The following is a 25270-nucleotide window of genomic DNA, read 5'->3' on the forward strand; positions in this document are numbered from 1 at the left end:
GGCCCGGTGCGGACCCGTCGCGCCGCCACGCCGCGCGGCCCGCGATGAGCGGCACGATCCACACGTGGCTCAGTGCGATCGGCGCACACCCGGCGCTGGTGCTGGCGATCGTGTTCGCCACCGCCTGTGCCGAGGCGATCGCGTTGATCGGCACGGTCGTGCCGGCCGGCGCCGTGATGTTCGCGGCCGGCACGCTGATCGGCGCGGGCGCGCTCGACGGCTGGACAGCCATCGGCGTCGCAGCCGCCGGCGCGATCGTCGGCGACGGAATCAGCTACGAGCTCGGGCGCCACTACCGCGGCGCGATCCGAAATGGCTGGGTCCGGTTGGGCTACGCGGATGCCTATGCGCGCGGCGAGCAGTTCGTGCTGCGCCACGGCATGAAGAGCATCGTGCTCGCGCGCTTCCTCGCGCCGGTGCGCGCGGTCGTGCCGGTGGTGGTGGGGTGCGCGACGCTGCCGCGCCGGTCGTTCTATCCGGTCAACGTCGTGTCGGCGCTGATCTGGGCGCCGGTGCACGTCGCGCCGGGCATTTTGTTCGGCGCGTCGGCGGTGCTGGCCGCCGCGATCAGCGTGCGGGTCGCCGCGATTCTGCTGGTGATCGCCGCGCTGGTCGCGCTCGTGTGGATCGGCGTGCGCGTCGCGCTGCGGCGCGGCTGGCCGCTGCTGCACCGCGCGCTCGTCGCGGTCATGTACGCGTGCATCCGCCGCTGGCCGCGGTTCGGCGCGCGGGTGCACGACACGTTCGTGCGCGTGCGCCGCCTGCCGGGCGCGGTGCCCATGTTCGCGCTGTTGTTCGTCGGCTGCGTGTGGCTGTTTGCCGGCATCGTGCAGGACGTCGTCGCGAACGATCCGCTGATGCACGCCGACATCGCGCTGTATGCGTTCCTGCAGAACCTGCGCACGCCGCCCGTGGACGCCGCGATGCGCGCGCTCGCGGTGCTGCACGGACACGATACCGGGCTGATCGTCGCGGCCGCGTTTCTCGTCTGGCTGATGATCCATCGCTGCTGGGTGACGTCCGCATGGTGGCTCGCGACGGTCGGCATCGCGGTCGTGCTCGTGCCGGCGTTCGGCGCCGGCTCGCCCGGCACGATGCCCGCGAGCCTGCCGCCCGGCGCGCTGCACGTGCCGCTGCCCGACGCGGATGCGGCGTTCGCGATGCTCGCGAGCAGCGGCATTGGCTGGGTGCTGACGCGCGACCGGCCCGCGCTGTGGCGCATCCCGGTCGTGACGGCGGTCGTGCTGTGGATCGTGCTCGGTGGCTTCGCGCGGCTGTACGTCGGCGACACGTGGCTGTCGGGTCTGCTCGGCGGCTGGAGCCTCGGGCTCGCGTGGTTCGCGATGCTGGCGGGCGCCTATGCGTACTGGCGCGTGCGCGAGCATGTGCAGCCGCGGGGCGCGCTGGTCGCGGTGCTCGTCGTGCTCGCGACGACCGGCGTCTGGACCGTGCCCGCGCAATGGCAGCTCGATCGCGCGGCGCGTCCGCACGTGGGCGACGTCGTCGCGATGACCGTCGATCAGTGGATGCGCGGCGGGTGGCAGCGCGTGCCGACGCGGCGCACCGAGATCGGCGGCGATCGCGAGGAATATCTGCCGCTGCAATGGTGCGCGACGTCGGACACGCTCGATCGCCATCTTTCGCTGGCCGGCTGGCAGCGCGCGACGCCGTGGTCGCCCGCCACGGCACTGCGTTGGCTGTTGCCGCAGGCGCCGGCCGATGCGCTGCCCGTGCTGCCGCGCTACACGCATGGCGAAAGTACGCGCCGGGTGTTCGTGCGTGTCGATCCGGCCCGTCCGGACAGCCGCCTCGTATTGCGGATGTGGCGTTATCCGTACGTGCTGCAGGATGCGCTCGGCACGCGGCCGCTGTGGTACGGCGCGCTGTATCGCGAGACGCTGCATCGGCCCGCGCGACTGATGACGATCGTGCGCACGACGACCGTCGACGATACGGCGACGATCGCGCAGGCGCTGCAGGTCGAGCCGACGGTCGAGCGGCCGCCGGCGGGGACGAGCGCGGCGCCGGCCGAGGTGCTGCTCGTGTGGATGGTGCAGCCTTGAAGCGCGTGCGGCGCGTCAGGCGTGCGCCGGTTGCGCGGGGACGACGGACAGGCGCAGGCCGACGGTCTTGAGTACCGCGAGCAGGGTTTTCAGCGTCGGGTTGCCGTTGGGCGACAGCGTGCGATACAGCGATTCACGGCTGATGCCGGCTTCGGCCGCGACCGCGCCGAGCCCGCCGTAGGCTTCTGCGACGGTGCGCAGCGCGAGCAGCGCGGCCGCGCGGTTGTCGGGATCGTCGAGCGATTCCATCGCGACGCGCAGATAGGCCACCGCGAGCTCGCGATCGGCGCCGAGTTCGGCGACTTCCGCGTCGTGGTGCGATACCGAGCCTTTAAGCTTGTTCATGCTTGCCTCCGTTTCCAGTTCAACCAGTGTTCCTTCGCATGTCTGATGTCGTCGGGTTGGCTGTGCTTGTCGCCGCCGCACAACAGCAGCACCAGCGCGCCGCCGTACCGGCCGAAGTACACGCGATAGCCGGCACCGACGTGGATGCGCAGTTCGATCACACCTTCGCCGACGGGCTCGCAATCGCCGAAATTTCCGGTCTGTATGCGGCGCAGGCGCTCGCGAATCCGCGCCTGGGCGACCTTGTCGCGCACGGCGTTCAGCCATTCGGTGAAAGGCTCGCGACCGTCGTCGCGCTGATAGCGAAGCAGTTCGAACTTGGAGAGCATTGTAACTTATAAGCTACATGAAGGGTATGGATATCGAGGTGATTGCGCTGTTTGTCCGATGAGGCGGATGAAGTGAAACGCGCGCGGGTCGATTGCCGAATCGAGACGAAGCATGACGCGAAGGCGGCGCGCGGGATTGCCTGCAGTGCCTTCGTGTTCGGCGTTTCAGGCGGTGAGACCGGTTTCCCGAACGAGGATCATTCTTTCATTCGGGGCGTGCGATGGCGATTCGGCCGAACGGCCGATTTCACCGGCGCGTACGGGAAACGCACCGTGTGGGGAGAAGCCGAGCGGCTCGGCTTCAGCGATCTGTCGAGTTTCTCGCAGGCGTTCAAGCGATGGTATGGTGTGCCGCCGGGCACTTGCCGCAGCGGCCTGCTGCGCGACGGCGGCCCGCACTGACGCCGTGTCGCGCTACGCGCGCCAGTTCGCACGCGCGCACTCCAAAATCCCTTCACGAGAGAACCCGCATGATCACGCTTCGCCCGATGACCGAAGACGATTTTCCTCGCTTCTGGCCCACGTACCACGCGATCGTCGCCGCGCAGGAGACCTATGCATTCGATCCGGCGGCGACGCAGGAGGCCGCCCGTGCGCTGTGGCTCGACGCACCGCTCTGCACGTGGGTCGCCGAGGAGGATGGCGTGCTGCTCGGCTCGTACTACCTGAAGGCGAACGCGGCCGGGCCCGGCAATCACGTGTGCAACTGCGGGTATATGGTCAGCGAGGCCGCGCGCGGCAAGGGCGTCGCGCGCCTGATGTGCGAGCACTCGCAGCACGTGGCGCGCGAACGCGGCTTTCTCGCGATGCAGTTCAATTCGGTGGTCGCGACGAACGAGGTGGCGGTCGCGCTGTGGCAGAAGCTCGGCTTTGAGATCGTCGGCCGCTTGCCGCGCGCGTATCGCCACGCGCGGCTCGGCTTCGTCGACTGCCTGGTGATGTTCAAGTGGCTCGGCGACGCGGCGGTCGCCGAAGCCTGATTCCGAAGTCAGACGGCGAACGCGCCGTCGAACACGATCCGCTCGTCGAACGCGAGCGTGCCGCGCGCGAAGATCAGGTCGAGGTGGTGGCTGCCGTTCGCGCCGCCGCCGAGGCCGAGATGCAGCCCCGGATGGCGCTCCTCGAACCCGGCGTTGCGGCCGTACAGCGTGCGGATGCCCAGGTTCGTGCCGATGCCGAATTCCTCGATGCGCCGGTGATTGTCATGCCGGTCGAGGTACGACGCGAAGTCGCGCCGGAAGCCCGCGTCGTCGCTGTCGAAATCGACGATCAGGCTGTCTTCGACGTGCAGCGTCGCGAGCCGCTCCGTCACGCGGTACTTGATCGCGAACGGCACGGTGCCGAGGAACGTGCCGCTGAATATGATCGAGCCATGCAGGTCGGTGACGTGCGTCGCGATTTCGCCGGGCACGACGTCGAGATTGCCCATCCCGTCCACGCTCGTCCATTTCTGGTCCGGTGAAAGCGAGCCGGTCAGCGTGTTTCCGGCTTCGTCGATGAAGTGGATCCGCGATGCGCGCGCGGCCGCTTCGATCAGCCGGCCGTTGCGCGCGGCGATGTCGTCGAGCGATTCGGCGAACGCTTCGTCGAGATGCGGGCCGTAATCCTTGAACAATACCGACTTGCTCCAGTGCTCGACGATCGCGGGACGGATCGCGGCCAGGAACGGCGGGCCGCTCGGCGACGGTGTCGGCAGGCATGACGAGTCGTACAGCAGCACGAACAGATCCGCGTGCGCGAGCGCGGCGGCGATGTCGGCGGGCGGGGTGGTTTCGAGGCAGAGGGTCGTCGCGTCGAGCGAGTCGGGCAGGGCGGAAAACGCGCGCAACGCGATGTCGCGATTGCGGGTGTCGTAGCCGACCAGCAGTTTGCCCGTTTCGCCGCGTGCGAGCTTGTCGCGCAGCGCCGGGTGACAGCCGAGCGCGCGGTGCAGGTTCAGCATGCGTGTCTCCGGAAGCGGCGGAAGGGCCGTGGCCCTTCCGCGGGAACGGGCTGGCCGCTCAGACCGGCCAGAGCGCGGTGCCGAACGGCACCACGGCATCCTCGACCATCATGTCGACGGCCTCGGGGTGCGTGTCTTCTTGCATCCAGTCAAGCAATTCGATCTGCCGGGTTTCCTGCATGTCAATTCTCCTGTGGTGAACATGAGCGATTCAACATGAAAGCGCGGTAAATGGATTACCGCCACTCGTCCGGAATTTTTTGAATACCGGAAGAGTGGCGTCGATATTAGTCTGACGATTTAGCGAATGCAATGCATTGCGATGTTTTTAGCTGTGACGTGCTAAACAAGCGGGTTTGCGGGATATCTCGCGATGAAGGCGAATGAATCGGATCGTGAAGGCGGTGGATTTTTCTCAATACCGAGGACGTGATCGGCTAATCCGCTAATTTGATTTTTTGAATCAGGAATTCAATTGCGGCGATCGTTTCGATTTTCGTCACTCGCTAACGATGCGTGCGCCACCGGATCGTTGCCGCTTCAACCCAGCAGTGCCTTGCCGAGCGGTTTGACCGGCTCCGAGCGGAGCACCAGCGACGTCGTGACCGCGCCGAAGCGGGCGATCGCGTCGACGATGGTTTCGAGCTGGCCGGGCGTCGGCACGAGCACCTTCAACAGGAAACAATCCTCTCCGGTCATCCGGTGAACCTCGATCACATGCGGCATCCCGGCGAACGCACTCAACGCGGGTTTGATCTGCTCGTGCGTCGTCCTCAGCCGGATAATGGCCATCATCCCCAACCCAAGCGCGGCCGGATCGATCCGCGCGGTGTAACCGGCAATGATGCCGCGTTCCTCCAGGCGCTTGACGCGCTCGGACGTCGCCGGCTGTGACAGGCCGATGCGCCGGCCGACTTCGGACAACGGCATGCGCGCATTCTCCTGCAGCGCTTCGATGATCGAAATATCCAGGCGATCCAGTTCTCCGTCGGGCATCTCTGCATTCCTGTTCCGTTAATTCATCGGGATTCTGTCTCAATATCCGATGACTTGCCATTCCGCGTGGAAGTCCGGCGGGTCAGACTGGGCGCACTCATGTTCATGGAGGCGGGAATGGATCGAAGCATCGTCATCGTGCCGGGGATCGGCAACTCGGGCGCCGATCACTGGCAGACCCATTGGGAGACCGCGCTGCCGCGCGCCACGCGCATCGCGCCGGCGTCGTGGGATGCGCCCGACGTGATCGACTGGATCGCGGCGCTCGACGCGGCCGTCGCCGATGCCCTGACGCCACCGGTCGTGGTTTGCCATTCCCTCGGGTGTCTGTTGTTCGCGCATTGGCGTGCCGTCGCGACGCGCCCGGTGCACGGGGCGTTTCTCGTCGCGGTGCCCGATCCGGACGGCCCGCGTTTTCCGGTCGCCGCACAGGCGTTCGCGCGCGTGCCCGGCGGAAATTTCGGCGACCGGCCGGTGGTGGCGATCGCGAGTACCGACGATCCCTACGATCCGTCCGGGCGAGCGATTGCCTGGGCGGCGGCGCGCGGCGCGAAGCCGTTGACGCTCGGCGCGCGCGGCCATTTGAACGCGGCCGCCGGGTTGGCGGAGTGGGACGAGGGGCGCGCGCTCTTCACGGCCTTTGCCGCCGGACTGGGCGCGTAACGGATCGCGTAACGGATGCCGGGCTCGCGGCGGGTCAAGTATCATCGGCCGATCGTCGCACCGGTCTCGGCAGTCGGGATCGGCGCCCGCCACGACACGGATGCCGCAGCGACAACACGACGCCACGCCGCACTGACGTCGGGCGCCTCAGGCCCGTACCGGCCTCGAACCACGATGGAGACACCGCGATGCGCGCAGCGCCGCAACCGGAGCACGCCGGCCGAGCACGGCCGGACGCAGGCGCCACCGAACCCGACCGGATGGCCGCCTGGCGGCTCGCGATCTGCCTGTCGCTCGGCAGTGCGATCGCGCTCGGCCTCGCGCGCTTCTCATATGCATTGCTGCTTCCGCCGATGAAATCTGATCTCGGCTGGAGCTTCGCGCAGGCCGGCGCGTTGAACACGGCGAACGCGGCCGGCTACCTGATCGGCGCGCTCATCTTCCCGTTGCTGTCGCGGCGCTGGCGCACCGGCACGCTGCTGGCGGCCGGCTGCGCGCTGACCGCGGTGCTGATGGCCGAATGCGGGTTCACGTCCGGCATGAACGCGCTGCTCGTCGAGCGGCTCGCAACGGGCGTCGGCAGTGCGCTGATCTTCATCAGCGGCGGCGTGCTGGCCGCGCGGCTTGCGTCCGCGTCGCCGCGCGATGCGGGGCTGCTACTCGGGCTCTATTACGGCGGCACGGGGTGGGGCATCGTCGCGTCGTCGCTGCTCGTGCCCGCGACGCTCGTGCATCGCACGCACGGCTGGCAACCGGCGTGGTTCGCGCTCGCGGTCGCGTGCGTGCTGTTCTCGGCTGTCGCCGTGGCGGCGGCGCGTCGCATCGAGCAGGTGCACGCGGCACCGGCCGTGCGACGCGACGGAGTCGCGCCGGCAGCCACCGCGAGCCCCGCGCGCTTCGCGCTCGCGCTCGCGGGCTACGGACTGTTCGGCGTCGGCTACATCGGCTACATGACGTTCATCGTCGCGCTGCTGCGCGGCGCGGGGATGAGCGGCGCGGTCGTGTCCGCGTTCTACGTGATGCTCGGCGTCGCGACCGTCGTGTCGGCGCGGTTGTGGTCGGGGCTGCTCGACCGGATGCGCGGCGGCCAGGCGCTGGCCGTGCTCAATGCGTTGCTCGGCGTCGCGACGCTGATGCCGGCGCTGTTCGTGCATCCGGCGGCCGCGTTCGCGTCGGGCGTGCTGTTCGGCGCGACGTTCCTGTCGGCGGTCGCGTCGACGACCGCGTTCGTGCGCCACAACCTGCCGCCGGAAGGCTGGGCGAAGGGCATCAGCGCGTTCACGACGATCTTCGCGTTCGGGCAGATCGCCGGGCCCGTCGCGATCGGCTGGGTATCCGACAGCGCCGGGCTCGCGCGCGGGCTCGTGTATTCGGCGCTGACGCTGTTCGCGGGCGCGGCGCTCGCGGCCGGACAGCGCGCGTTGCGGGGGGCTACGTAACGCGCACCGCCGCCCCGGTCGAATCCGCAGAGAAAGGGGAGTGTCGTCACTCCCGCAAATGATGGTCGCGGCGCGCGCCGTCTTGCCCGCGCGCCGGCGCCCGTTACCGCTCGATCTGCCGGTTCCAGCGCGTGTCCCACTGCGCGCGGCGCGCGTTGATCGCCGCCCAGTCGACCACCGTCACCTTGCGCACCAGGTCGTCGACGCTGCCGAGGCTTTGTTGCATCGCGGCGGGCATCTTCGCGAGACGGTTGGTCGGGATCTGCTTGCCGGCCTCGGCCGCCTTCGTCTGCGCGGGCGCGGACAGCAGGAACTGCGCGAGCTTCTGGGCCAGTTGCGGATCCGGATTGTTCGCGACCACGCACAGGTCGACGAGCAGCAGCACCGGGCCTTCCTTCGGGTTCGCATACGCGACCGGAATGCCCTTGTCCTGCAGGTCGCCGACGCCGGTCGGCGTCAGCGGGAACAGGCCGGCTTCGCCGGTCTGCACCATCTCGGAGATCTTCGCCGAGTTCGGGATGTACTCGACGACGTTCGGCCCGACCGTGCTCGCCCACTTGCTGAAGCCGGGCTCGACGTTCTGTTCGCTGCCGCCGAGCAGCCGGTTGATCGCGAGAAATCCGTGCAGCCCGAACGTGCTGCTCGACGCGGACTGGAACACGACCTTGCCCTTGTATTTCGGATCGGCGAAATCCATCCACGACGTCGGCGGCGCCCAGCCTTTTTCGGCGAACAGTTTCTTGTTGTATGCGATGCCGGTCATCCCGAGCTGCACGCCCGCGCCGACGTCGTCCTTCATCCGCGCGAACGGATACAGCTCCTTCAGCACCGGCGAATCGTCGAGCTTCTGGCATACGCCGAGGCTGACCGCGCGCGCCATCACGCCGTCGTCGAGAAACGCGACGTGGATCTGCGGCTTGTTGCGGTTCGCGAGCAGCTTCGCGAGCACGTCCGACGACGTGCCGGGCACGACGACGACCTTCACGTTGTTCGCTTTCTCGAAGTCGGGCAGCACCTGGCTCGTATAGGCCTTCTCCATCGGCCCGCCGTTCATGCCGACGTAGATCGTCTTCGTTTGCGCGCACGCGGGCGCGCTGGCGCCTGCAATGCAGAGGGCGGCAGCCGCCGCGATCGTTCCGAGCAGTTTCATCGTTGGGTCTCCTCTTGACGGAAAGGGGCGGTCGGCGCGGCTTGGGGGAAGAAGCGGCCGATCGAGAATGCATCGAGTGGCGTGGCGGTTTCGCCCGTCGTGACGAGATCGGCGAGCACCTCGCCGACGCCCGGCGCGAGCAGGAAACCGCCGCCGGAAAAACCGAACGCATGCAGCAGGTTCGGCGTGGTGCGGCTCGCGCCGATGATCGGGTTGTGGTCGGGCGTGCAGCCTTCGACGCCGCTCCACGTGCGGATCAGCAGCGCGTCGCGCAACGCGGGCAGCAGCGCGCACGCATCGCGCATCACCGCGCGTGTCGTATCGACCGACGGCTGGCCGAATTCGCCGTCGCCGCGACCGCGCCCGCCGCCGATCACGCAGTTGCCGCGCGCGACCTGCCGCGCGTACACGCCGCCGCCGTACACGCCGAGGTTGTGCGTGATGAACGGCGGCAGCGGTTCGGTCACCCACATGTTCGGGTAGATCGGCTCCATCGGCACGGCTTCGCCGAAGCGTTCGGCGATCGTGTTCGCCCATGCGCCGGCCGAGTTGATCAGCCACGTCGCGGCGCATGCGCGGTCGCCGGCATGAACGTGAAAGCGCGTGCCGTCGTGCCGGACCTCGTCGACCGGCGTGTGCTCGAATACGTCGGCGCCTGCCGCGCGGGCTGCGCGCGCGAACGCGGGCGACACGACGCGCGGGTTCGCATGTCCGTCGGTCGCGCACAGCGAGCCGCCGACCGCCGCGCGGCCGAGCCACGGATAGCGGCGACGGAACGCGTCGCCGCGCATCACCTGCAGCGGCAGGCCGTGCTCGCCGGCGAGCGCCGCGTAGGCATCGAGTGCATCGAGATCGGCGTCGCTGCGCGCGAGCCGTAAGTGGCCCGACACGACGAATTCGCCGTCGATGCCGATCAGCTCGGGCAGGCGATCCCAGATGCGCCGCGCACGCAGCGCGAGCGGCAGCTGTTCGGCCGGGCGGCCCTGGCAGCGCACGCCGCCGTAGTTCACGCCGCTCGCCTGCGCGCCGCAGTCGCGGCGTTCGAACAGGGCAACGCGCAAGCCGCGCCGCGTCAGCGCCAGCGCGGCCGATGCACCGACGAGCCCGCCGCCGACGATCGCGACGTCGTAGTGGCGAAGTTCACTCATCGCGCGCCTCGTCGGGAATCGCCGCGACTTCGTCGCCCGCGAGCGCGGCGGAGATCGGAAACGGCTTCACGGGTGGTTGCGCGCGCAACCGGCCGACGTCCGCGAGCGAGCGGCCGGTTTCGGCTGCGAGCACGAGCGCGGTCGCATCGCCGCACATGCGGCCCTGGCAGCGGCCCATCCCGGCGCGTGTCAGCGCTTTCAGCCGGTTCAGCTCGGTCGCTTCGCCGCCGCGAATGCAGCGTCGCAGCGTACCCGCGTCGATTTCCTCGCAGCGGCACACGATCGTGTCGTCCGGGCACCGCGCGGCGAGTGCGGCGGGCGGCGCGAATGCGGCTTCTAGGCCCGCGCGGAACGCGCCGAGCCGGGCGAGCCTGCGTTCCAGCATCGCCGCATCGGGTTTGCCGGAACGCGCGGGCGACGGCGTTTCGATGCCCGCATCGTCGAGTAGCGCCAGCGCGGCACGTCGCCCGGACGCCTCGGCCGCGTCGGCGCCTGCGATGCCGGCACCGTCGCCCGCGACGTAGATGCCGCGCACCGATGTGCGGCCGGCCGCGTCGCGTTCGGGCAGCCATGCGCGGTTGAGCGGGTCGAAACCGAACCGGCAGCCGGCGAGATCCGCAAGCTGCGTCTCCGAACGCAGCCCGAAGCCGAGGCCGAGCGCGTCGCAGTCGAGCATCCGCGGCGGCGCATCGCCGCCGGCCGCGCGCCATGCGATTCCCGTCACGTACTGCTCGCCGAGCACGCGCTCGAGCGTGACGCCCGTTTCGATCGCGATGCCGTGCGCGCGCAGCCAGCCGATGTAGTACAGCCCCTTCGCGAAGGTGGACGGCATGCGCAGCAGGGCCGGTGTCGCGGCTGCTTGCTGGCGCAGCGGGCTCGTGTCGAGCACCGCCGCGACCTGCGCGCCGGCCTTCGCGTATTGATAGGCGACGAGATACAGCAAGGGTCCCGTGCCCGCGAACACGATGCGGCTGCCGATCGCGCAGCCCTGCGCCTTCAGCGCGACCTGCGCGCCGCCGAGCGTGTAGACGCCGGCGAGCGTCCACCCCGGCACCGGCAGCATGCGATCGGTCGCGCCGCTCGCGACGATCAGGTGCGAGAACGGCACGGTCGTCTCGCGGCCGTCCTGCAGCGTGTCGACGCGGCCCGCGCCGCACGCCCACGCGAGCGTGTTCGGCCGGTAATCGACGTGCGGCAGCAGCGCGGCCATGGTCCGGTGCACGGCATCGGCCTTCGCGGCCTCGAAGGCGTACAGCACGCGCTTGCCGCGCGCGAACGCGCCGTCGGCCGGCGGCTGACGATAGATCTGCCCGCCCCAGCGCGCGTTCTCGTCAATCACGACGGGGCGCAGCCCCGCGTCGACCAGCGCCTCGGCCGCGCGTACGCCGGCCGGCCCCGCGCCGACGATCACCGGTCGCAATGCGTCGTTCATGATGCCTCTCCGGCTGCGGCGGGCTGCGCGCCGGTGAGAATCCGCATGCCGTCGACGATCGGCGTCGAGCATGCGCGCACGCGTGCGCCGGCCTCGGTGCGCACCCAGCAGTCCTGGCACGCGCCGATCAGGCAGAAGCCCGCGCGCGGCGTGCCGCTGAATTCGCTCACGCGCACGCGGCGCTGCGCGACGAGGATCGCGGTGAGCACGGTGTCGCCGGCGAGCGCGTGCGCGGGGCGACCGTCGAGCGTGAACGCGACGGCGGCGCGCTCGCGTTCGGCGACGCGCACGAACTGCGCGCCGTCGTCCGCGATGCCGGTGGAACGGGAAACGGAAGTCGTCATCAGTGTTGGCCGATCAGGATGCGGTTCAGGCCGTACACGCGATCGAGCAGCAGCATCGCGCCGGCGGTGATGAAGATGACGAGCGCCGATACCGACGCCATCATCGGATCGATCGATTCGGTCGCGTACATGTACATGCGCACCGGCAGCGTGACCGTCTGCGGCGACGTGACGAAGATCGACATCGTCAGTTCGTCGAAGCTGTTGATGAACGCGAGCAGCCAGCCGCCGGTGATGCCGGGCACGATCATCGGCAGCGTGATGCGGCGGAACGTCGTCCACGGATCGGCGCCGAGCGAGCATGCGGCCTGTTCGATGCTGCGGTCGAGGCCGGCGACGGACGCGAGCACGAGCCGCATCACGAACGGCGTGATGACGATCATGTGCGCGAGCACCAGCCACGCGAACGAGCCGGTCGCGCCGATCAGCGCGAAAAACCGCAGCAGCGCGATGCCGAGCACGAGGCCGGGGATCACGAGCGGCGACAGCAGCAGGCCGTTCAGGAACGCGCGGCCGGGAAACGTCGCGCGGCCGATCGCGAGCCCGGCGGGCAACGCGATCGCGAGCGAAAGCGTCGCCGACGCGAACGCGAGCTTCACGCTGTTGGCGAATGCGCTGACGAAGTCCGGATAGTCGAGGATCGCGCGGAACCAGCGCAGCGACAGGCCATGCGTCGGCAGCGTCAGCGTTTCGTCGGGCGTGAACGCGACGAGCACGACGATCACGAGCGGTGCGAGCACGAACAGGATCACGAGCGTGTGGAACGCCAGGGCGAAGGGGCCGTTCTTTCTCATCGGGAAGCGCCTCCGAGGCTGCGCGCATAGCGGCGTTCGAGCACGCGGTAGTAGGTGAGCATCACGACGAGGTTCGCGACCAGCAGCAGCACCGCGATCGTCGCGCCGAGCGGCCAGTTCAGCGAGCCGAGGAATTCGTCGTAGACGGCGGTCGCCGCGACCTTCAACCGGCGTCCGCCGAGCAGGCCCGGAATCGCGAACGCGCTCGCCGACAGCCCGAACACCATCAGGCTGCCGGACAGCACGCCCGGCATCAGTTGCGGCACCACGATGCGGCGCAGCGTCGTGAACGGCGACGCGCCGAGCGACAGCGCCGCGTGCTCGGTCTGCGGATCGAGCCGCTGCAGCGCGGTCCACACGGGGATCACCATGAACGGCAGCATCACGTGCACCAGCGCGATCACGATCGCGAACGTCGTGTATTCGAGCTTGTACGGCCCGAGACCGACGAGCCCGAGCGCCTGGTTCACGAGCCCGCTCGTGTTGAGCAGCATGCTCCAGCCGAACGCGCGCACGACGACCGACACGAGCAGCGGCGCAAGGATGACGAGCAGGAACAGCGAGCGCCACGGGTCGCGCATTTTCGACAGCACGTACGCTTCCGGCGTGCCGATCGCGACGCAGATCGCGGTGGTCAGCGCGGCGATGCCGAACGTGCGCGCGAAGATCGTGTGGAAGTACGACGAGCCGAGCACTTCCGCGTAGTTGCCGAACTGGAACGCGGCGATCGGGCCCGTGGCCGGGTCGTAGCGGTAGAACGTGAGCGCGAAGGTCATCGCGAGCGGCACGAGCACGAGCGCGGCGAAGAGCAGGAACGCGGGCGTGCACATCAGCCACAGCGGCGCATGGGCGCGCCACGACGCGCGCAACGTGCGGCCGTCGGCGGCGCGTGGCGGCACGGCCGATTGCGCGCGCGCGGCCGGCGCGCCGTCGGTCGGGAGCGGTCGGGCAGGCTGTCCCATTCAGGCCTCCCGCCGCATCACGCGCACCGCGTCGCTGTGCCAGTCGACGCCGACCGGCGCACCTTCCGCGAGCGGCTCCGCGCCTTCGTTCTGACAGCAGACGAGCACTTCGCCGAGCGCGCTGTCGACGCGGTACAGCCACTGGCTGCCGAGGAAGAAGCGGCTCGTGACGGTCGCGGCGAAGCGGCCCGCGCCCGGCGCGCACAGGCGCAGTTTTTCAGGACGGATGCACACCGATACGGCGTCGCCGATGCGCACGTCGCGCTCGCGCGCCGGCAGGTGCGCGGTGCGGCCCGTCTCCGCGAGATCGTGGCCGAGGTCGATGCGGATCGCGTCGCCGTCGTGCGCGACGATGGTGCCGGGCAGCAGGTTCGCCTTGCCGATGAACTGCGACACGAAGTGGTTCTCCGGGCGTTCGTACGCGCGGTATGGCGTGTCGGTCTGCGTGATGCGGCCGGCTTCCATCACGACCACGCGATCGCTGATCGACAGCGCTTCCGATTGATCGTGCGTGACCATGATCGTCGTCGTGCCGATCTTGCGCTGGATCGCGCGCAGTTCGAACTGCATCTCCTCACGCAGCTTCGCGTCGAGGTTCGACATCGGCTCGTCGAGCAGCAGCACCGGCGGTTCGATCACGACCGCACGTGCGATCGCGACACGCTGACGCTGGCCGCCGGACAGCTCGCGCGGAAAGCGGTGCGCGAGCGCATCGAGACGCACGAGCGCGAGCGCCGCACGGATGCGCTCGGCGCGCTCCGCCTTGTCGACGCCGCGCATGTCGAGGCCGAAGCCAACGTTCTCCGCGACGCTCATGTGCGGAAACAGCGCATAGCTCTGGAACACGATGCCGAGCCCGCGGCGGTTCGGCTTCATGTGCGTGATGTCCTGGCCGTCGAGCGCGATGCGGCCGCGCGTGACGTCGACGAAGCCGGCGATCATCTGCAGCGTCGTGGTCTTGCCGCAGCCCGACGGCCCGAGCAGCGACACGAATTCGCCTTGTTCGACCGACAGGTTGACGTCGGCGACGGCCGTGAGCTCGCCGAACGATTTCGTCAGATCCGTAAGCGTGAGAAACGACATGGGGAACTCCGGGTTCGCACACCGGATGGCCGGTGCGTCATTGACGCGGACTCTAGCCAGCCATATTTGGGAGCGTCAATTTCGAATTCTGCTCAGCGGGATGAATTTCTGAAAAATTCCGTTGATCGGAATGGTTTGGAGCATCCCCGGAAAATCGTTCCGTTGAGTGAAGGCGGGCGAGGCGATGAAAAGCGCGCGTCAATCCCGTGCACACCCGGATGCCCGACGCATTTCGGCGGCACGACAATGGCGGCTGGTGTATTCCGTTCACTGAAATCATCGAGGAGAACTCGCATGCAGGAACCTCATTCGCGCGGAACGTCGCGTGCCGCAAGCGTGCCGGCCCCGGACGAGGACGCCGCCGACGATGCGGCCGATGCCGCCGCCACGCCGGGCACCGGCATGCTGCAGCGCGCGTTCGCGATCCTGCGCGCACTGGCCGGCATGCAGCAGGACGGCGTGCGCGTCACGCACCTCGCGAAGGCCGTCGGCCTGACGCAGGGCACCGCGCACCGGATCCTGCAATCGCTGATCGCCGAAGGGATGGTCGAGCAGGACGAGCAGTCGAAGCTGTACCGGTTGAGCGTCGACTTCTTCGCGCTTGCGGCGCTGGCCGGCAACCCGAGCAGCATGCGTACGCTGTGCCGGCCCGCGCTGCTGCGGCTGTGCGCGAGTCTCGGCGAGACGATCTTCCTGCTCGTGAAGAGCGGCTTCGACGCGGTGTGTCTCGATCTTTGCGAAGGGCCGTTCCCGATCCGCTCGTTTACCGGCGACATCGGCGGGCGCATCGCGCTCGGCGTCGGGCAGGGCAGCCTCGCGATCCTCGCGTTCCTGCCGGAAGCCGAGCGCGAAGAGGTGATCCGCTTCAACGTGCCGCGCATTCGCGGCTACGGCGTGCTCGACGAGGTGTATCTGCGCACCGAGATCGAACGCGTGCGCCAGCTCGGCTATGCAGGACGCAACAGCGGCGTGCTCGACGGGATGGCCGGCGTCGCGGTGCCGATCCTCGACCGCACCGGTTATCCGGTCGGCGCGCTGAGCGTCGGCACACTGGCGTCGCGTCTCGGCGACGACCGGATGCCGATGGTCGTCGAACTGCTCAGGCGCCAGGCTGACGCGATCGGCCCGCGCACGAACCCGTTCGATGCCGCACTGCGGCGGCCGATGCACGGGCTATCCGGGAAAACCGCGTAGCCGCATCGCGCGTCGCCGTTTCGTCAGCTTGCTTACGCGCGCCATTCACGTCTGAGCAAAGTGCACCGCGTCACGCGGTGCCTCGAGGCTTTCCGTTTGCTTGCGGATGGCCGCTTTCCCCGCCCGTCCCCGCTTCATTCGTCTCCATTCGATTTTCAACTGCCGGCCAGTTGAACATTTCATTTCTTGATGCGATTGCGGCTGGATACCATCCAGCCAATGTCTATACAAGCCGACCGGCGCGTATGGCCAGCATCGAGAAAAGACAACACAACATCGACAAGACGGTTTGGAGAGGAGATGACGGAGATGGTGCGAACGATGGGCAGTAACAGGGGCGTCGCGTGCATGAGCGCGGCCATTGCGATGATGTTCGCCGGCGCCGCGCACGCGCAGTCGACGGTGACGCTGTACGGGATCGTCGACGCCGGCGTGACCTATACGAACAACGCGAAGGGCCATGCGCTGTGGCAGTTCACGGGCGGCAACGAATCGGGCCCGCGCTGGGGCTTGATCGGCACCGAGGATCTCGGCGGCGGCCTGAAAGCGAACTTCCGGCTCGAGAACGGCTTCAACGTCGCGAACGGCGCGCTCGGGCAGGGCGGCCGCATGTTCGGCCGCTCGGCATGGGTTGGCCTGAGCGGTGCGAGCTGGGGTGCGGTGACGCTCGGCCGCCAGTACAACTCGACGCAGGACATCCTCGGCTCGCTGCAGATGAGCAGTTTCCTCGCGCAATACTCGACACATCCGTTCGACAACGACGACATCAACAACACGTTCCGCACCAACAATGCGGTCAAGTACGTGTCGCCGACGATCGCGGGCCTGCAGGCGAACCTCGTGTACGGCTTCTCGAACTCGACCGGCTTCTCGAACGACAACACGTGGAGCGCGGGCGTCACGTATGTGAACGGGCCGCTCAACGCGGGTGCCGCGTATGCGCGTGTGAACCATCCGGCGGTCAGCACGAGCGGCGCAGTTGCTTCGGATAACTACTATCCGTCGTCGGCATCCGTGTTCGGTGCGAGCCTCGGGAACGCGGTGCGCCAGCAGATCTGGGGCGCGGGCGGCAGCTATGCGATCGGGCAGGCGACGCTCGGGCTGCTGTACACGGGCTCGAACTTCGGCCAGGCAACGGGCGGCGCGCTGCGCTTCAGCAATTACGAAGGCAGCGTGCGCTACCTGATCACGCCCGCGTTGATGGCCGCGGCCGGCTACACGTATACGAAGGTCGCGCGCGGCGGCGACGGTGGTCACTACCAGCAGGTGTCGGCCGGCGTTCAGTACCTGCTGTCGAAGCGCACCGACGTGTACGTGAACGGCTTCTACCAGAAGGCGTCGTCGGGTGTTGGACACGCGTGGATCGACGGCACCGACGGCCCGTCGTCGACGACGTCGCAGGTGGCGGCGGTGGTCGGCATTCGCCAGAAGTTCTGATGCCCTGACGCGTGCGCGCGTCTTCCGGAGGAGACATCAATGAAATTCAAACTGTTGCTGGCGGCGTTGCCGTTCGTCGGGATGTACACCGGCGGCTCGATCGCCGAGGTGCGGCCGCTGCTGTTCGGCCTGCCGTTCCTGCTTGTATGGAACCTGATCTGGATGGCCGCGACCGCCGCGATCCTCGCGATCCTGTTCCACCTCGACGAGCGCGACTCGGCCCGCGACGGCCGCACGGGAGACGCGCGATGAACGCATCGATCCTCATCATCGCGGCGTTCGCCGTGTTCGCGCTCGCGATCGGCGTGATGGCACGGCGCGGCCGCAAGCTCACGCTCGAACAGTGGGCGGTCGGCGGGCGCGGCTTCGGCTCGCTGCTCACGTTTCTGCTGATGGCGGGCGAGGCGTTCTCGACGTTCTCGTTTCTCGGCGCGAGCGGCTGGACCTACAGCAAGGGCGTGCCCGCGTTCTACATCCTGTCGTACGGCTGCCTCGCGTTCGTGATCGGCTACTGGATGCTGCCCGCGGTGTGGCGCTACGCGAAGGAGCGCGGGCTCGTGTCGTTCGCCGATTACTTCGCGGCGAAGTACGACAGCCGCGCGATCGGCGTGCTGGTGTCGGTGGTGGCCGTGTTCGCGATGGTGTCGCTGCTGATGATCCAGCTGCGCGGCCTCGGCGTGATCGTGTCGGAGATGTCGTACGGGCTGATCCCGCAATCGGCCGCGATCTGGATCGCCGCGTCGCTGATGGCGGTCTACATGGTCGTGTCGGGCATTCACGGCTCCGCGAGCATCGCGATCTTCAAGGACGTGCTGATCCTAGCGATCGCGATCTTCCTCGGCCTGTACCTGCCGATGCACTATTACGGCGGCCTCGGCGAGATGTTCGCGAAGATCGATGCCGCGCATCCCGAACTGCTGCGCATGCCGGAGCACGGCTTCAACCTGAGCTGGTACAACTCGACGATCCTGCTCACGTCGCTCGGCTATTACCTGTATCCGCATGGCTTCACCGCGATCTACGTCGCGAAGGACGAACGCGCGCTGCGCCGCAACGTGATCCTGATGCCGCTGTACCAGGTGCTGATCGCGTTCCTGTTCCTCGTCGGCTTCGCGGCCGTGATGACCGTGCACGGGCTCGAAGGTGCGCAGACCGACCTCGCGCTGCTGCGCCTCGTGAAGCAGACGTTCCCCGCGTGGTTCGTCGGCATCGTCGGCGGCACGGGCCTGCTGACCGCGCTGGTGCCGGGCTCGCTGATCATGCTGAATGCATCGACGACGATCGCGCGCAACATCTACCGCGAAGGCTTCGCGCCGAATGCGACCGATCGCGAGGTGACGCGCGTCGCGCGGATCGCGTTGCCGATCTTCACGCTGGTCGTCGTCTACTTCGTGCTGCGCGGCGGCGCCACCTTCGTCACGCTCGCGATCTTCTCGTCGAGCCTGCTGACCCAGCTCGTGCCGATGCTTGCGTCGAGCTTCCTGAAGCGGCCGTTCGGCACGCGGGAAGGTGCGTTCGCGGGGATCGTCGCCGGCGCGATCGTGATCGCGATGACGAATTACTACGGCGTGACGCTCGCGTCGCTGTTCCCCGGCGCATCGAGCACGCTGACGTCGATCAACCCTGGGCTGGTCGCGCTCGCCGCGAACGCCGTCGTGTTCATCGCGATCAGCGCGGCGCAGCGCAAGCTGAAGGCGCGCGTGGCGGCGCCGGTCCGCTCCGCGTGACGTCACGACCGACATGCCGCCGTCGAACCGCCGGGCAGCCGCCCGGCGGTTGTTCCGCTCGGCGGCCCCTTAACTATTTCGCATTCCAACAGGACACCAGGCGATGAAGACCGAGGATAAGGCCGACGACCGGCGCGAAGCAATCGATACGCTGATCGCGAACGGCTGCGTGATCACGATGGACCCGCAGCGGCGCGTGATCGAGAACGGCGCAGTTGCCGTGAACGGCGATCGCATCGTCGCCGTTGGCGACACCGTCGAGTTGCAGGCGCGTTTCCGTGCCGCGCGCACGATCGACGCGCGCCGCAAGGCCGTGCTGCCGGGCCTGATCGATTCGCATGCGCACGCCGGTCACGCGATGCTGCGCACGATCGGCGGTGCGGACGGCGATGCGTGGTCGGCCGCGGCCGAGACGATCTACACGCACGCGTCGGACGAGGTGTTCTGGGAAACCGAATCGCACCTCGCGGCGCTCGAGCGGCTGAAGGCCGGCGTGACGACGGGCGTGTCGCTGCTCGGCGGCGGCAACTCGATCATGCGCGTCGACGATCCCGTCTACGCGCGGCGCCACTGCGATGCGGTCGTGCGTACCGGCACGCGCTCGATCGTGGCCGTCGGTCCGTCGCGCCCGCCCGCGCCGCGTGCATACACGCGCCATTCGCCGAACGGCAGCGAGACGCGCGACGTCGATTTCGACACGATGTACGACGTATGCGAGCGCATCGTCGACGCGTGCCACGGCGATGCCGACGGCCGGATCCGGATCGCGCTGACGCTGCCCGTGTACGGTCCCGAGCACGACCCCGAACTCGCGCGGTACGAGCGCGACTTCCGCGACCAGGCGGTGCGCTACGGCGCATTGGCGCGCGAACGCGGCCTGACGTTCACGCAGGACGGGCATCGCGCCGGCACGCTCGCGTTCGCGCATCGCGAACTCGGGCTGCTCGGCCCGACGTCGTTCATGTCGCACAGCATCGACCTGACCGACGACGACATCGCCGCGTGCGTGGAAACCGGCACCGCGATCGTCCACAACCCGAGCGCGATCATGTCGATCATCGGCCGCTGCCCGGTGCCCGAGCTGATCGATGCGGGCGTGACGGTTGCGATCGCGTCGGACGGCGCGGCGCCCGATCGCGGCTACGACATGTTCCGTCACATGTGGCAGTGCATGCACTACCATCGCCGCCACTTCCGCGACCCGGACGTGCTGCCGCACGGCAAGGTGCTGGAGATGGTGACGATCGACGCGGCGAAGGCGCTGTCGCTCGATCACGAGATCGGTTCGCTCGAAGCCGGCAAGCTCGCCGATGTCATCCTCGTCGACCTGTTCCGCCCGCACATGATGCCGATGAACATGCCCGTGTATCGCGTGACGTGTTTCGCGAATGCGGCCGACGTGTGCATGACGATGGTCGGCGGCCGCGTGCTGATGGAGGATCGTCGCGTATTGTCGGTCGACGAGCACGAGATTCTCGAACGTGTGACGACGGTCGCGGAGACGATGATCGCGCGCAGCGGGTTGCGGCACCTGCTCGACGAGCCGACGACGCTGTGGGGGCGCAGTCGCTACTGAACGACGCCGCGGCGGCAGTGGTTTGCGCGGTGCAAGGACGGCGAGGCGGGGCCGGCTCGGGCCGGGTTTTTTTCTGGTTTCGCCGCCGACGGACATGCTAGGATTTCCGTCAAACAACTCCGGAGACTGCTATGCCGTTCATCTGCGAAAACGTTGAATGCCGCGCCGTGCTGGCTCGTGGTCAGGTCAAGCCCGAGCACGAGGATGCGGGGTGGTGTTTCTACTGCCCGGACTGCAAGGCCAGGAACGAGTTGACGAGTGCTGGCGTGCCGGGCGGTCCGGTCGAGTTGAATCAGCCGGAGCGAGCCAGTCCCCCGCACAAGGTCGTCGCGACGGCGCGCGCTTTGGAGGACGGCGGGTTCGCCGCGCAGCTGCGCGTGCAGCGGGCGCTCGCCGTGAAAGGAACCTACGCGGCCGAAGAGCGCTGGGAGCAGCTCGGCGTATTCCCCGACGCGCAGGAGGCCGTCGCGCACGCGAGGTCCTTCGCGATGGACCTGCTGGCACGGGCGGCCTAGGCGCGAGCGGCCCGCGACACGATCCACATTTTTACCGGCAACGACACCGGGCCGCGGCGCGGGTGTCGTACCGTGCCGGGCGGCCGACGCCGGTCGGGCCGGTCACATCACGCCACCGCCGGCTCTCGAAGACGGAACTGCGCGACGGCATCGCTCAGCCGCGTGCTCTGATCCTCGAGCGACAGCGCCGCGGCGGCCGCCTCTTCCACCAGCGCCGCATTGCGCTGCATCGTCTGCTCCATCTGGATGACCGCGGCATTCACCTGCTCGATGCCGGCCGACTGCTCGTCGAATGCGGTGCTCGTCTCGCCCATGATCGCGTTCACGCGCTCGACCGCGGCGACGAGTTCGGTCATCGCCGAGCCGGCGAGCGCGACGAGGCCGCTGCCGTCTTCGACGCGCTGCGCCGAGTGGCCGATGAGTTCGCGAATTTCCTTCGCCGCCGACGCGCAGCGCTGCGCGAGCCCGCGCACCTCGGTCGCCACCACGGCGAAGCCACGCCCCTGTTCGCCCGCGCGCGCTGCTTCGACCGCGGCATTCAACGCAAGGATGTTCGTCTGGAATGCGATGCTTTCGATCACGCCGACGATGCCGGAGATCCGCGTGGAGCTGTGCGAGATCGCCGACATCGTTTCGATGACGCGCTGCATCGCGTCGCCGCCTTTCGACGCGATCCCGGCCGCGCCTTGCGCGTAAGTGCGCGCATCGCGCGCGTTGTCCGCGTTCTGGCGCACGGTCGCCGTCAGCTGCTCCACGCTCGCCGCCGCCTGCTGCAGCGACACGGCCTGCTGCTCCGTGCGCGCGGACAGGTCGACGTTGCCGCTCGCGATCGTGCGGACGTCGCCGACGATCGTCTCCGTGCTCGAGCGCACCTGGTTCACGGTTTCGACGAGGCCGTCCTGCATCCGCTTCAACGCATTCAGCAGATATGCCATTTCGTTTTCGCCGGGAATGACGACCGTGCCGGTCAGGTCGCCTTTCGAAATCCTGTCGAAATGCGCGACGGCGAGATGGATCGGCGCGATGATCGCCTTCGCGAGCACGCGCTGCGCCAGGAAGCCGACGATCAACGCGAACAGCGCGACCGCCGCCATGGCCCACACGATCCGGTGGAAGCGCTCGCCGGCCGCGTCGTAGCGCGCCTTCTGGCGTGCGACCTGGAACGATTCGAGCGCGTCGATCGCTTCCTGGTAGGCGGTGAAGAGTGCCGGCGGCGCGGTGCGGTGCGTGTCGAGGAAGTCGAATGCGTTGTCGTGATCGAGTTGCGACATCGCCTTCAGGAACACCTGGTCGAGCAGCGTGCGACGGCGATTGCGCAGCGTGTCGAACAGCGTTTGCTCGTCGGCGTCGCGCGTGTGCAGGCGCGTGTACGCGTCCAGTTCGTCGTCGCTCTGCTTGAGGAGCGTGTGGAGTTGCGCGATTTCCGCCTTCGCGGGCTGGCCGGCACTGATGATCTGCGCGACGTCGCTCACGCGTTCGCGCAGCACGAGCATGCGCTCCGAGCTGGTTTTCAGGTGCAGCAGCGACGCGGTGTCGTCGCGGTACATCGCTTCGAGCGAGCTGTTGCCCGCGTAGAGGGCGGCGATGCACGCGCCGACGACCAGCACGAGCAGCGCCGTATAGCCGGCGATGGTCGCGACGAGTCCGCCGCGGATGGTGAGTTTTCGCATGACGTTCCCTTGCCGGCGGCCCGACGGGCGGCCAACGGCGGATGTGGATTCCGGATCACGAACGACGAAGGGGCGCCGCGTCGAAATGCGGGGCGCCGGGGTTGCGAACGGGTTAACGGCAGGCGTGGCGCGGCGGTTTTATCCGCACGCGACGCGAATCTGAACGAATGCGACAGAAGGGCGGCGGTGGAGGGTGGATGCGTTGCCGTGGTGAGCGGCGTGCCGACGGCCGAGGCACGCATGTGCCACCGGCCGAGGCCGCTCGCATCCGTCAGTTGTAGATATCGAACGAGAAATACTTCTTCGCGATCCGCTGATACGTGCCGTCCTGAATCAGGCTCGCGAGCGCCTGGTTGATCTGCGTGCGCAGCGCGTCGTCATCCTTGCGCACGCCGATCGCGGAGCCGACGCCGAGCGTCTTCGGATCGTGCAGCGGCGGCCCCGCGAATTCGAAGTTCGCGCCCTTCGCCGTCTTCAGGAAGCCGAGATCGGCCTGCACAGACGATTGCAGCGACGCGTCGAGGCGCCCCGCAATCAAATCCTGATAGACGAGATCCTGCGTCTGGTACGTGCGCACGATCACGCCCTTCGGTTCCCAGTACGTGCGCGCATAGGTTTCCTGCGTCGACCCCTGCTCGACGCCGACGCTCTTGCCCGCGAGCGACCCGGCCGTCGGTTGCAGATTCGAGCCGCGTCGCGCGACGAGGCGCGGCGGCACGTTGTTGATCTTGTCGGTGAACGCGATCTGCGCGAGGCGCTTTTCGGTCACGCTCATCGACGACAGCACGCCGTCGAACTTGCGCGCCTTCAGCGCGGGGATCATCCCGTCGAAGGCGTTCTCGACCCACACGCAGCGCACCTTCATGCGTTCGCAGATCGCGTTGCCGAGATCGATGTCGAAGCCGACGAGCTTGCCGTCCGGCGCGAGCGATTCGAACGGCGCGTAGCTGGGATCGACGCCGAGGCGCAGGACGGCCGGGTCTTTCGCGGCGGCGGCGCCTGCCGTCAGCGCAAGCGCGACGGCGATGACGAGTTTTTTCATGATTGTCTCCATGATCGATTGATGTCGTGTGCGGTGAAGCGAATGCGGCCGGTGGGCGTGACGGCCCGCGCCCGGCCATGCGCGGGCGGCTGGACGAGCGCCGGAAGATGCCGGCGTTCGTCCGGGTCAGGGAATCCGGTGGTTCTGTGTCAGCGCGCGGCGCCGGCGATGCGCGCCATGTTGCGGCGGTAGCCGGCGGGCGAGAACGCGGCATTCAACGCGGCCATCGACGCGATCACGCCGACATGCAGCCACCACGCGATCGCGAAGCTGCCGCCTGCGTCGCGCAGCCAGCCGATCAGCCAGGGGCTCGCGGCGACGATGAGGAAGCCGATGCCCTGCACGAACGCGGCGAGCGCGCCGGCGAGCCGCGCATCGGGCAAGTGGTCGAGCGTGACGATCAGACTCATCGAGAAGAAGCCGCCGAGCCCGACGCCGACGCTCGCGACCCACAGCCACGGCGCGAGCGCGGGCATCGTCGCGAACCCGACGAAGCCGATCGTCTGCAACGCGAGCGTGAGCCACAGTGCGGGGCGGCGCTCATGCGAGCGTTTCGCGAGCAGCGGCATCGCGAGCGCGCCGGCGGCCTGGAACAGCGCCATCCACGCAAGCAGGTTGCCGCTCGCTTGCGCGCTCAGGCCGACGCTGCGATAGAACGCGGGCAACCACGCGACGAGGCTCGCGTAGCCGCTGTTGCTGAGGCCGAAGAACAGCGCGAGTTGCCATGCGCGCGGAATTCGGACGAACGCGGTGACGGGCGCCGAAACCGTCGCGGCATGCACCGCGTCGCGCGGCGCCTTCGCGCGCCACAGCGCGAGCGTGACGAGCGCGGGCACGGCCCAGACGGCGAGCGACAGATGCCAGCCGCCGTGCGCGGCGAGCCACGGGCTCGCGACCGCGCCGAATGCGCCGCCGCCGACCAGCGCGGCCGAATAGAGGCCCATCGCGAGCGGCAGCCGGTCGACGAACCAGCGCTTGGCGAGGCCCGGCGCGAGCGACTGGACCACCGCGACCCCCGCGCCCGCGACGACCGCCGTGACGACCAGCCCGATGCTGCTGCCGGTCCACAGCCGCGCGGCGCAGCCCGCGGCGATCAGCGCCAGCGCGGTGGCGAGCGCGCGCTGCTCGCCGACGCGTCGTGCGAGCCCGACGCCGACGCCGGCGACGACGCCCATCAGCACGAACGGCAGCGTGGTCAGCAGCGCGGCCGCGCGGAAGCCGAGGCCCGTGTCGGCACGCACGATGTCGAGCACGGGGCCGAACGCGGTCAGGAACGGCCGCAGGTTGAGGCCGGCGAGCACCAGCAACGCGAGTGCGCCGCAGGATACGGAAGCCGCATGCGGGCGGGGGACGGCTTGCGCGGTGCCGGGGTCGGTCATCGGAATGCTCCAGGCGGGCCGGTGGCCCTGTGATGCGATG

At 68.5% G+C, this 25270-nt stretch carries 25 protein-coding genes and 1 pseudogene; 11 read left to right on the top strand and 15 right to left on the bottom strand.

Annotation, left to right across the window (positions count from 1 at the left end; genetic code table 11):
• The first annotated feature begins 44 nt into the window (after positions 1-44).
• Complete coding sequence (locus HWX22_RS18405; protein WP_175906732.1) at positions 45-2063, top strand: LssY C-terminal domain-containing protein; 2019 nt, start codon at positions 45-47, stop codon at positions 2061-2063.
• A gap of 15 nt (positions 2064-2078) precedes the next feature.
• Here the strand turns inward: HWX22_RS18405 and HWX22_RS18410 are convergent, their stop codons facing one another.
• Both HWX22_RS18410 and HWX22_RS18415 read right to left on the bottom strand, forming a co-directional pair.
• The gene (locus HWX22_RS18410; RefSeq protein WP_059532042.1) at positions 2079-2408 is read right to left on the bottom strand and encodes an addiction module antidote protein; all 330 of its coding nucleotides are present in this window, start codon (positions 2406-2408) and stop codon (positions 2079-2081) included.
• Positions 2405-2737 carry a type II toxin-antitoxin system RelE/ParE family toxin gene (locus HWX22_RS18415; RefSeq protein ID WP_175906730.1) on the bottom strand — a complete coding sequence of 111 codons (333 nt, stop codon included), beginning with the start codon at positions 2735-2737 and terminating at the stop codon, positions 2405-2407. The genes HWX22_RS18410 and HWX22_RS18415 overlap by 4 nt, the downstream gene beginning before the upstream one ends.
• A gap of 285 nt (positions 2738-3022) precedes the next feature.
• Between HWX22_RS18415 and HWX22_RS18420 the strand changes: the two are divergent.
• Positions 3023-3139: pseudogene (locus tag HWX22_RS18420) on the top strand (AraC family transcriptional regulator); the annotation flags it as partial.
• Positions 3140-3207: 68 nt separating this feature from the next.
• Complete coding sequence (locus HWX22_RS18425) at positions 3208-3717, top strand: N-acetyltransferase (RefSeq protein ID WP_175906729.1); 510 nt, start codon at positions 3208-3210, stop codon at positions 3715-3717.
• Positions 3718-3725: 8 nt separating this feature from the next.
• Here HWX22_RS18425 and HWX22_RS18430 read toward each other — a convergent pair whose 3' ends face one another.
• The 3 genes from HWX22_RS18430 to HWX22_RS18435 form a co-directional block, all read right to left on the bottom strand.
• Positions 3726-4679, bottom strand: coding sequence for a leucyl aminopeptidase (locus tag HWX22_RS18430; protein ID WP_175906728.1), 954 nt, complete (start codon positions 4677-4679; stop codon positions 3726-3728).
• A 58-nt stretch (positions 4680-4737) separates the two neighbouring features.
• Complete coding sequence (locus tag HWX22_RS32270) at positions 4738-4860, bottom strand: hypothetical protein (RefSeq protein ID WP_006752127.1); 123 nt, start codon at positions 4858-4860, stop codon at positions 4738-4740.
• Between the two features lie 359 nt (positions 4861-5219).
• Positions 5220-5675 (bottom strand): Lrp/AsnC family transcriptional regulator, encoded by a 456-nt coding sequence (locus HWX22_RS18435; protein ID WP_175906727.1) that lies wholly within the window; start codon positions 5673-5675, stop codon positions 5220-5222.
• A 117-nt stretch (positions 5676-5792) separates the two neighbouring features.
• Between HWX22_RS18435 and HWX22_RS18440 the strand changes: the two genes are divergently transcribed.
• Positions 5793-6338, top strand: a complete 546-nt coding sequence (locus HWX22_RS18440; RefSeq protein ID WP_175906888.1) for an alpha/beta hydrolase — start codon at positions 5793-5795, stop codon at positions 6336-6338.
• Between the two features lie 188 nt (positions 6339-6526).
• Complete coding sequence (locus HWX22_RS18445; protein ID WP_175916180.1) at positions 6527-7777, top strand: YbfB/YjiJ family MFS transporter; 1251 nt, start codon at positions 6527-6529, stop codon at positions 7775-7777.
• A gap of 103 nt (positions 7778-7880) precedes the next feature.
• Here HWX22_RS18445 and HWX22_RS18450 read toward each other — a convergent pair whose 3' ends face one another.
• The 7 genes from HWX22_RS18450 to HWX22_RS18480 are packed head-to-tail and all read right to left on the bottom strand — an operon-like array spanning position 7881 to position 14690.
• Entirely contained in the window at positions 7881-8927 is a 1047-nt protein-coding gene (locus tag HWX22_RS18450) for an ABC transporter substrate-binding protein (protein WP_175916181.1), read from the bottom strand.
• Positions 8924-10075: an FAD-binding oxidoreductase gene (locus tag HWX22_RS18455; RefSeq protein ID WP_175916182.1), complete on the bottom strand. Its 1152-nt coding sequence runs from the start codon at positions 10073-10075 to the stop codon at positions 8924-8926. Before HWX22_RS18455 ends, HWX22_RS18450 begins: the two co-directional genes overlap by 4 nt.
• A complete protein-coding gene (locus tag HWX22_RS18460) occupies positions 10068-11507 on the bottom strand; it encodes an NAD(P)/FAD-dependent oxidoreductase (RefSeq protein WP_175916183.1) in 1440 nt (479 codons plus the stop codon). The genes HWX22_RS18455 and HWX22_RS18460 overlap by 8 nt, the downstream gene beginning before the upstream one ends.
• Positions 11504-11851 carry a (2Fe-2S)-binding protein gene (locus HWX22_RS18465; RefSeq protein WP_175916184.1) on the bottom strand — a complete coding sequence of 116 codons (348 nt, stop codon included), beginning with the start codon at positions 11849-11851 and terminating at the stop codon, positions 11504-11506. Before HWX22_RS18465 ends, HWX22_RS18460 begins: the two co-directional genes overlap by 4 nt.
• Positions 11851-12645, bottom strand: coding sequence for an ABC transporter permease (locus HWX22_RS18470; RefSeq protein ID WP_059818636.1), 795 nt, complete (start codon positions 12643-12645; stop codon positions 11851-11853). Before HWX22_RS18470 ends, HWX22_RS18465 begins: the two co-directional genes overlap by 1 nt.
• Positions 12642-13607 (bottom strand): ABC transporter permease, encoded by a 966-nt coding sequence (locus HWX22_RS18475; RefSeq protein ID WP_175906720.1) that lies wholly within the window; start codon positions 13605-13607, stop codon positions 12642-12644. The genes HWX22_RS18470 and HWX22_RS18475 overlap by 4 nt, the downstream gene beginning before the upstream one ends.
• Positions 13608-14690 carry an ABC transporter ATP-binding protein gene (locus HWX22_RS18480; RefSeq protein WP_059532006.1) on the bottom strand — a complete coding sequence of 361 codons (1083 nt, stop codon included), beginning with the start codon at positions 14688-14690 and terminating at the stop codon, positions 13608-13610. It lies immediately after the preceding gene.
• 294 nt (positions 14691-14984) lie between these two features.
• Here HWX22_RS18480 and HWX22_RS18485 point away from each other — a divergent pair, with 294 nt between their 5' ends.
• From HWX22_RS18485 to HWX22_RS18510, 6 genes are all read left to right on the top strand, one after another.
• Entirely contained in the window at positions 14985-15884 is a 900-nt protein-coding gene (locus HWX22_RS18485) for an IclR family transcriptional regulator (protein ID WP_175906718.1), read from the top strand.
• 348 nt (positions 15885-16232) lie between these two features.
• Positions 16233-17321: a porin gene (locus tag HWX22_RS18490; protein ID WP_175916198.1), complete on the top strand. Its 1089-nt coding sequence runs from the start codon at positions 16233-16235 to the stop codon at positions 17319-17321.
• A gap of 39 nt (positions 17322-17360) precedes the next feature.
• On the top strand, positions 17361-17573 hold the full coding sequence (locus tag HWX22_RS18495; protein WP_059690319.1) for a DUF3311 domain-containing protein: 213 nt from the start codon (positions 17361-17363) through the stop codon (positions 17571-17573).
• The gene (locus HWX22_RS18500; protein WP_175906716.1) at positions 17570-19048 is read left to right on the top strand and encodes a sodium:solute symporter; all 1479 of its coding nucleotides are present in this window, start codon (positions 17570-17572) and stop codon (positions 19046-19048) included. Before HWX22_RS18495 ends, HWX22_RS18500 begins: the two co-directional genes overlap by 4 nt.
• Before the next feature lie 103 nt (positions 19049-19151).
• The gene (locus tag HWX22_RS18505) at positions 19152-20624 is read left to right on the top strand and encodes an amidohydrolase family protein (protein WP_175906715.1); all 1473 of its coding nucleotides are present in this window, start codon (positions 19152-19154) and stop codon (positions 20622-20624) included.
• A gap of 131 nt (positions 20625-20755) precedes the next feature.
• Complete coding sequence (locus HWX22_RS18510) at positions 20756-21139, top strand: hypothetical protein (protein ID WP_059531991.1); 384 nt, start codon at positions 20756-20758, stop codon at positions 21137-21139.
• A gap of 107 nt (positions 21140-21246) precedes the next feature.
• Here the strand turns inward: HWX22_RS18510 and HWX22_RS18515 are convergent, their stop codons facing one another.
• From HWX22_RS18515 to HWX22_RS18525, 3 genes are all read right to left on the bottom strand, one after another.
• Positions 21247-22809: a methyl-accepting chemotaxis protein gene (locus HWX22_RS18515; protein WP_175916185.1), complete on the bottom strand. Its 1563-nt coding sequence runs from the start codon at positions 22807-22809 to the stop codon at positions 21247-21249.
• Between the two features lie 271 nt (positions 22810-23080).
• Positions 23081-23851, bottom strand: a complete 771-nt coding sequence (locus HWX22_RS18520; protein ID WP_059601335.1) for an ABC transporter substrate-binding protein — start codon at positions 23849-23851, stop codon at positions 23081-23083.
• Positions 23852-24000: 149 nt separating this feature from the next.
• Complete coding sequence (locus HWX22_RS18525; protein ID WP_175916186.1) at positions 24001-25230, bottom strand: cyanate transporter; 1230 nt, start codon at positions 25228-25230, stop codon at positions 24001-24003.
• Between the last annotated feature and the right edge of the window lie 40 nt (positions 25231-25270).

Source organism: Burkholderia sp. BCC1638, from assembly GCF_902833195.1.
GTDB lineage: Bacteria > Pseudomonadota > Gammaproteobacteria > Burkholderiales > Burkholderiaceae > Burkholderia > Burkholderia diffusa.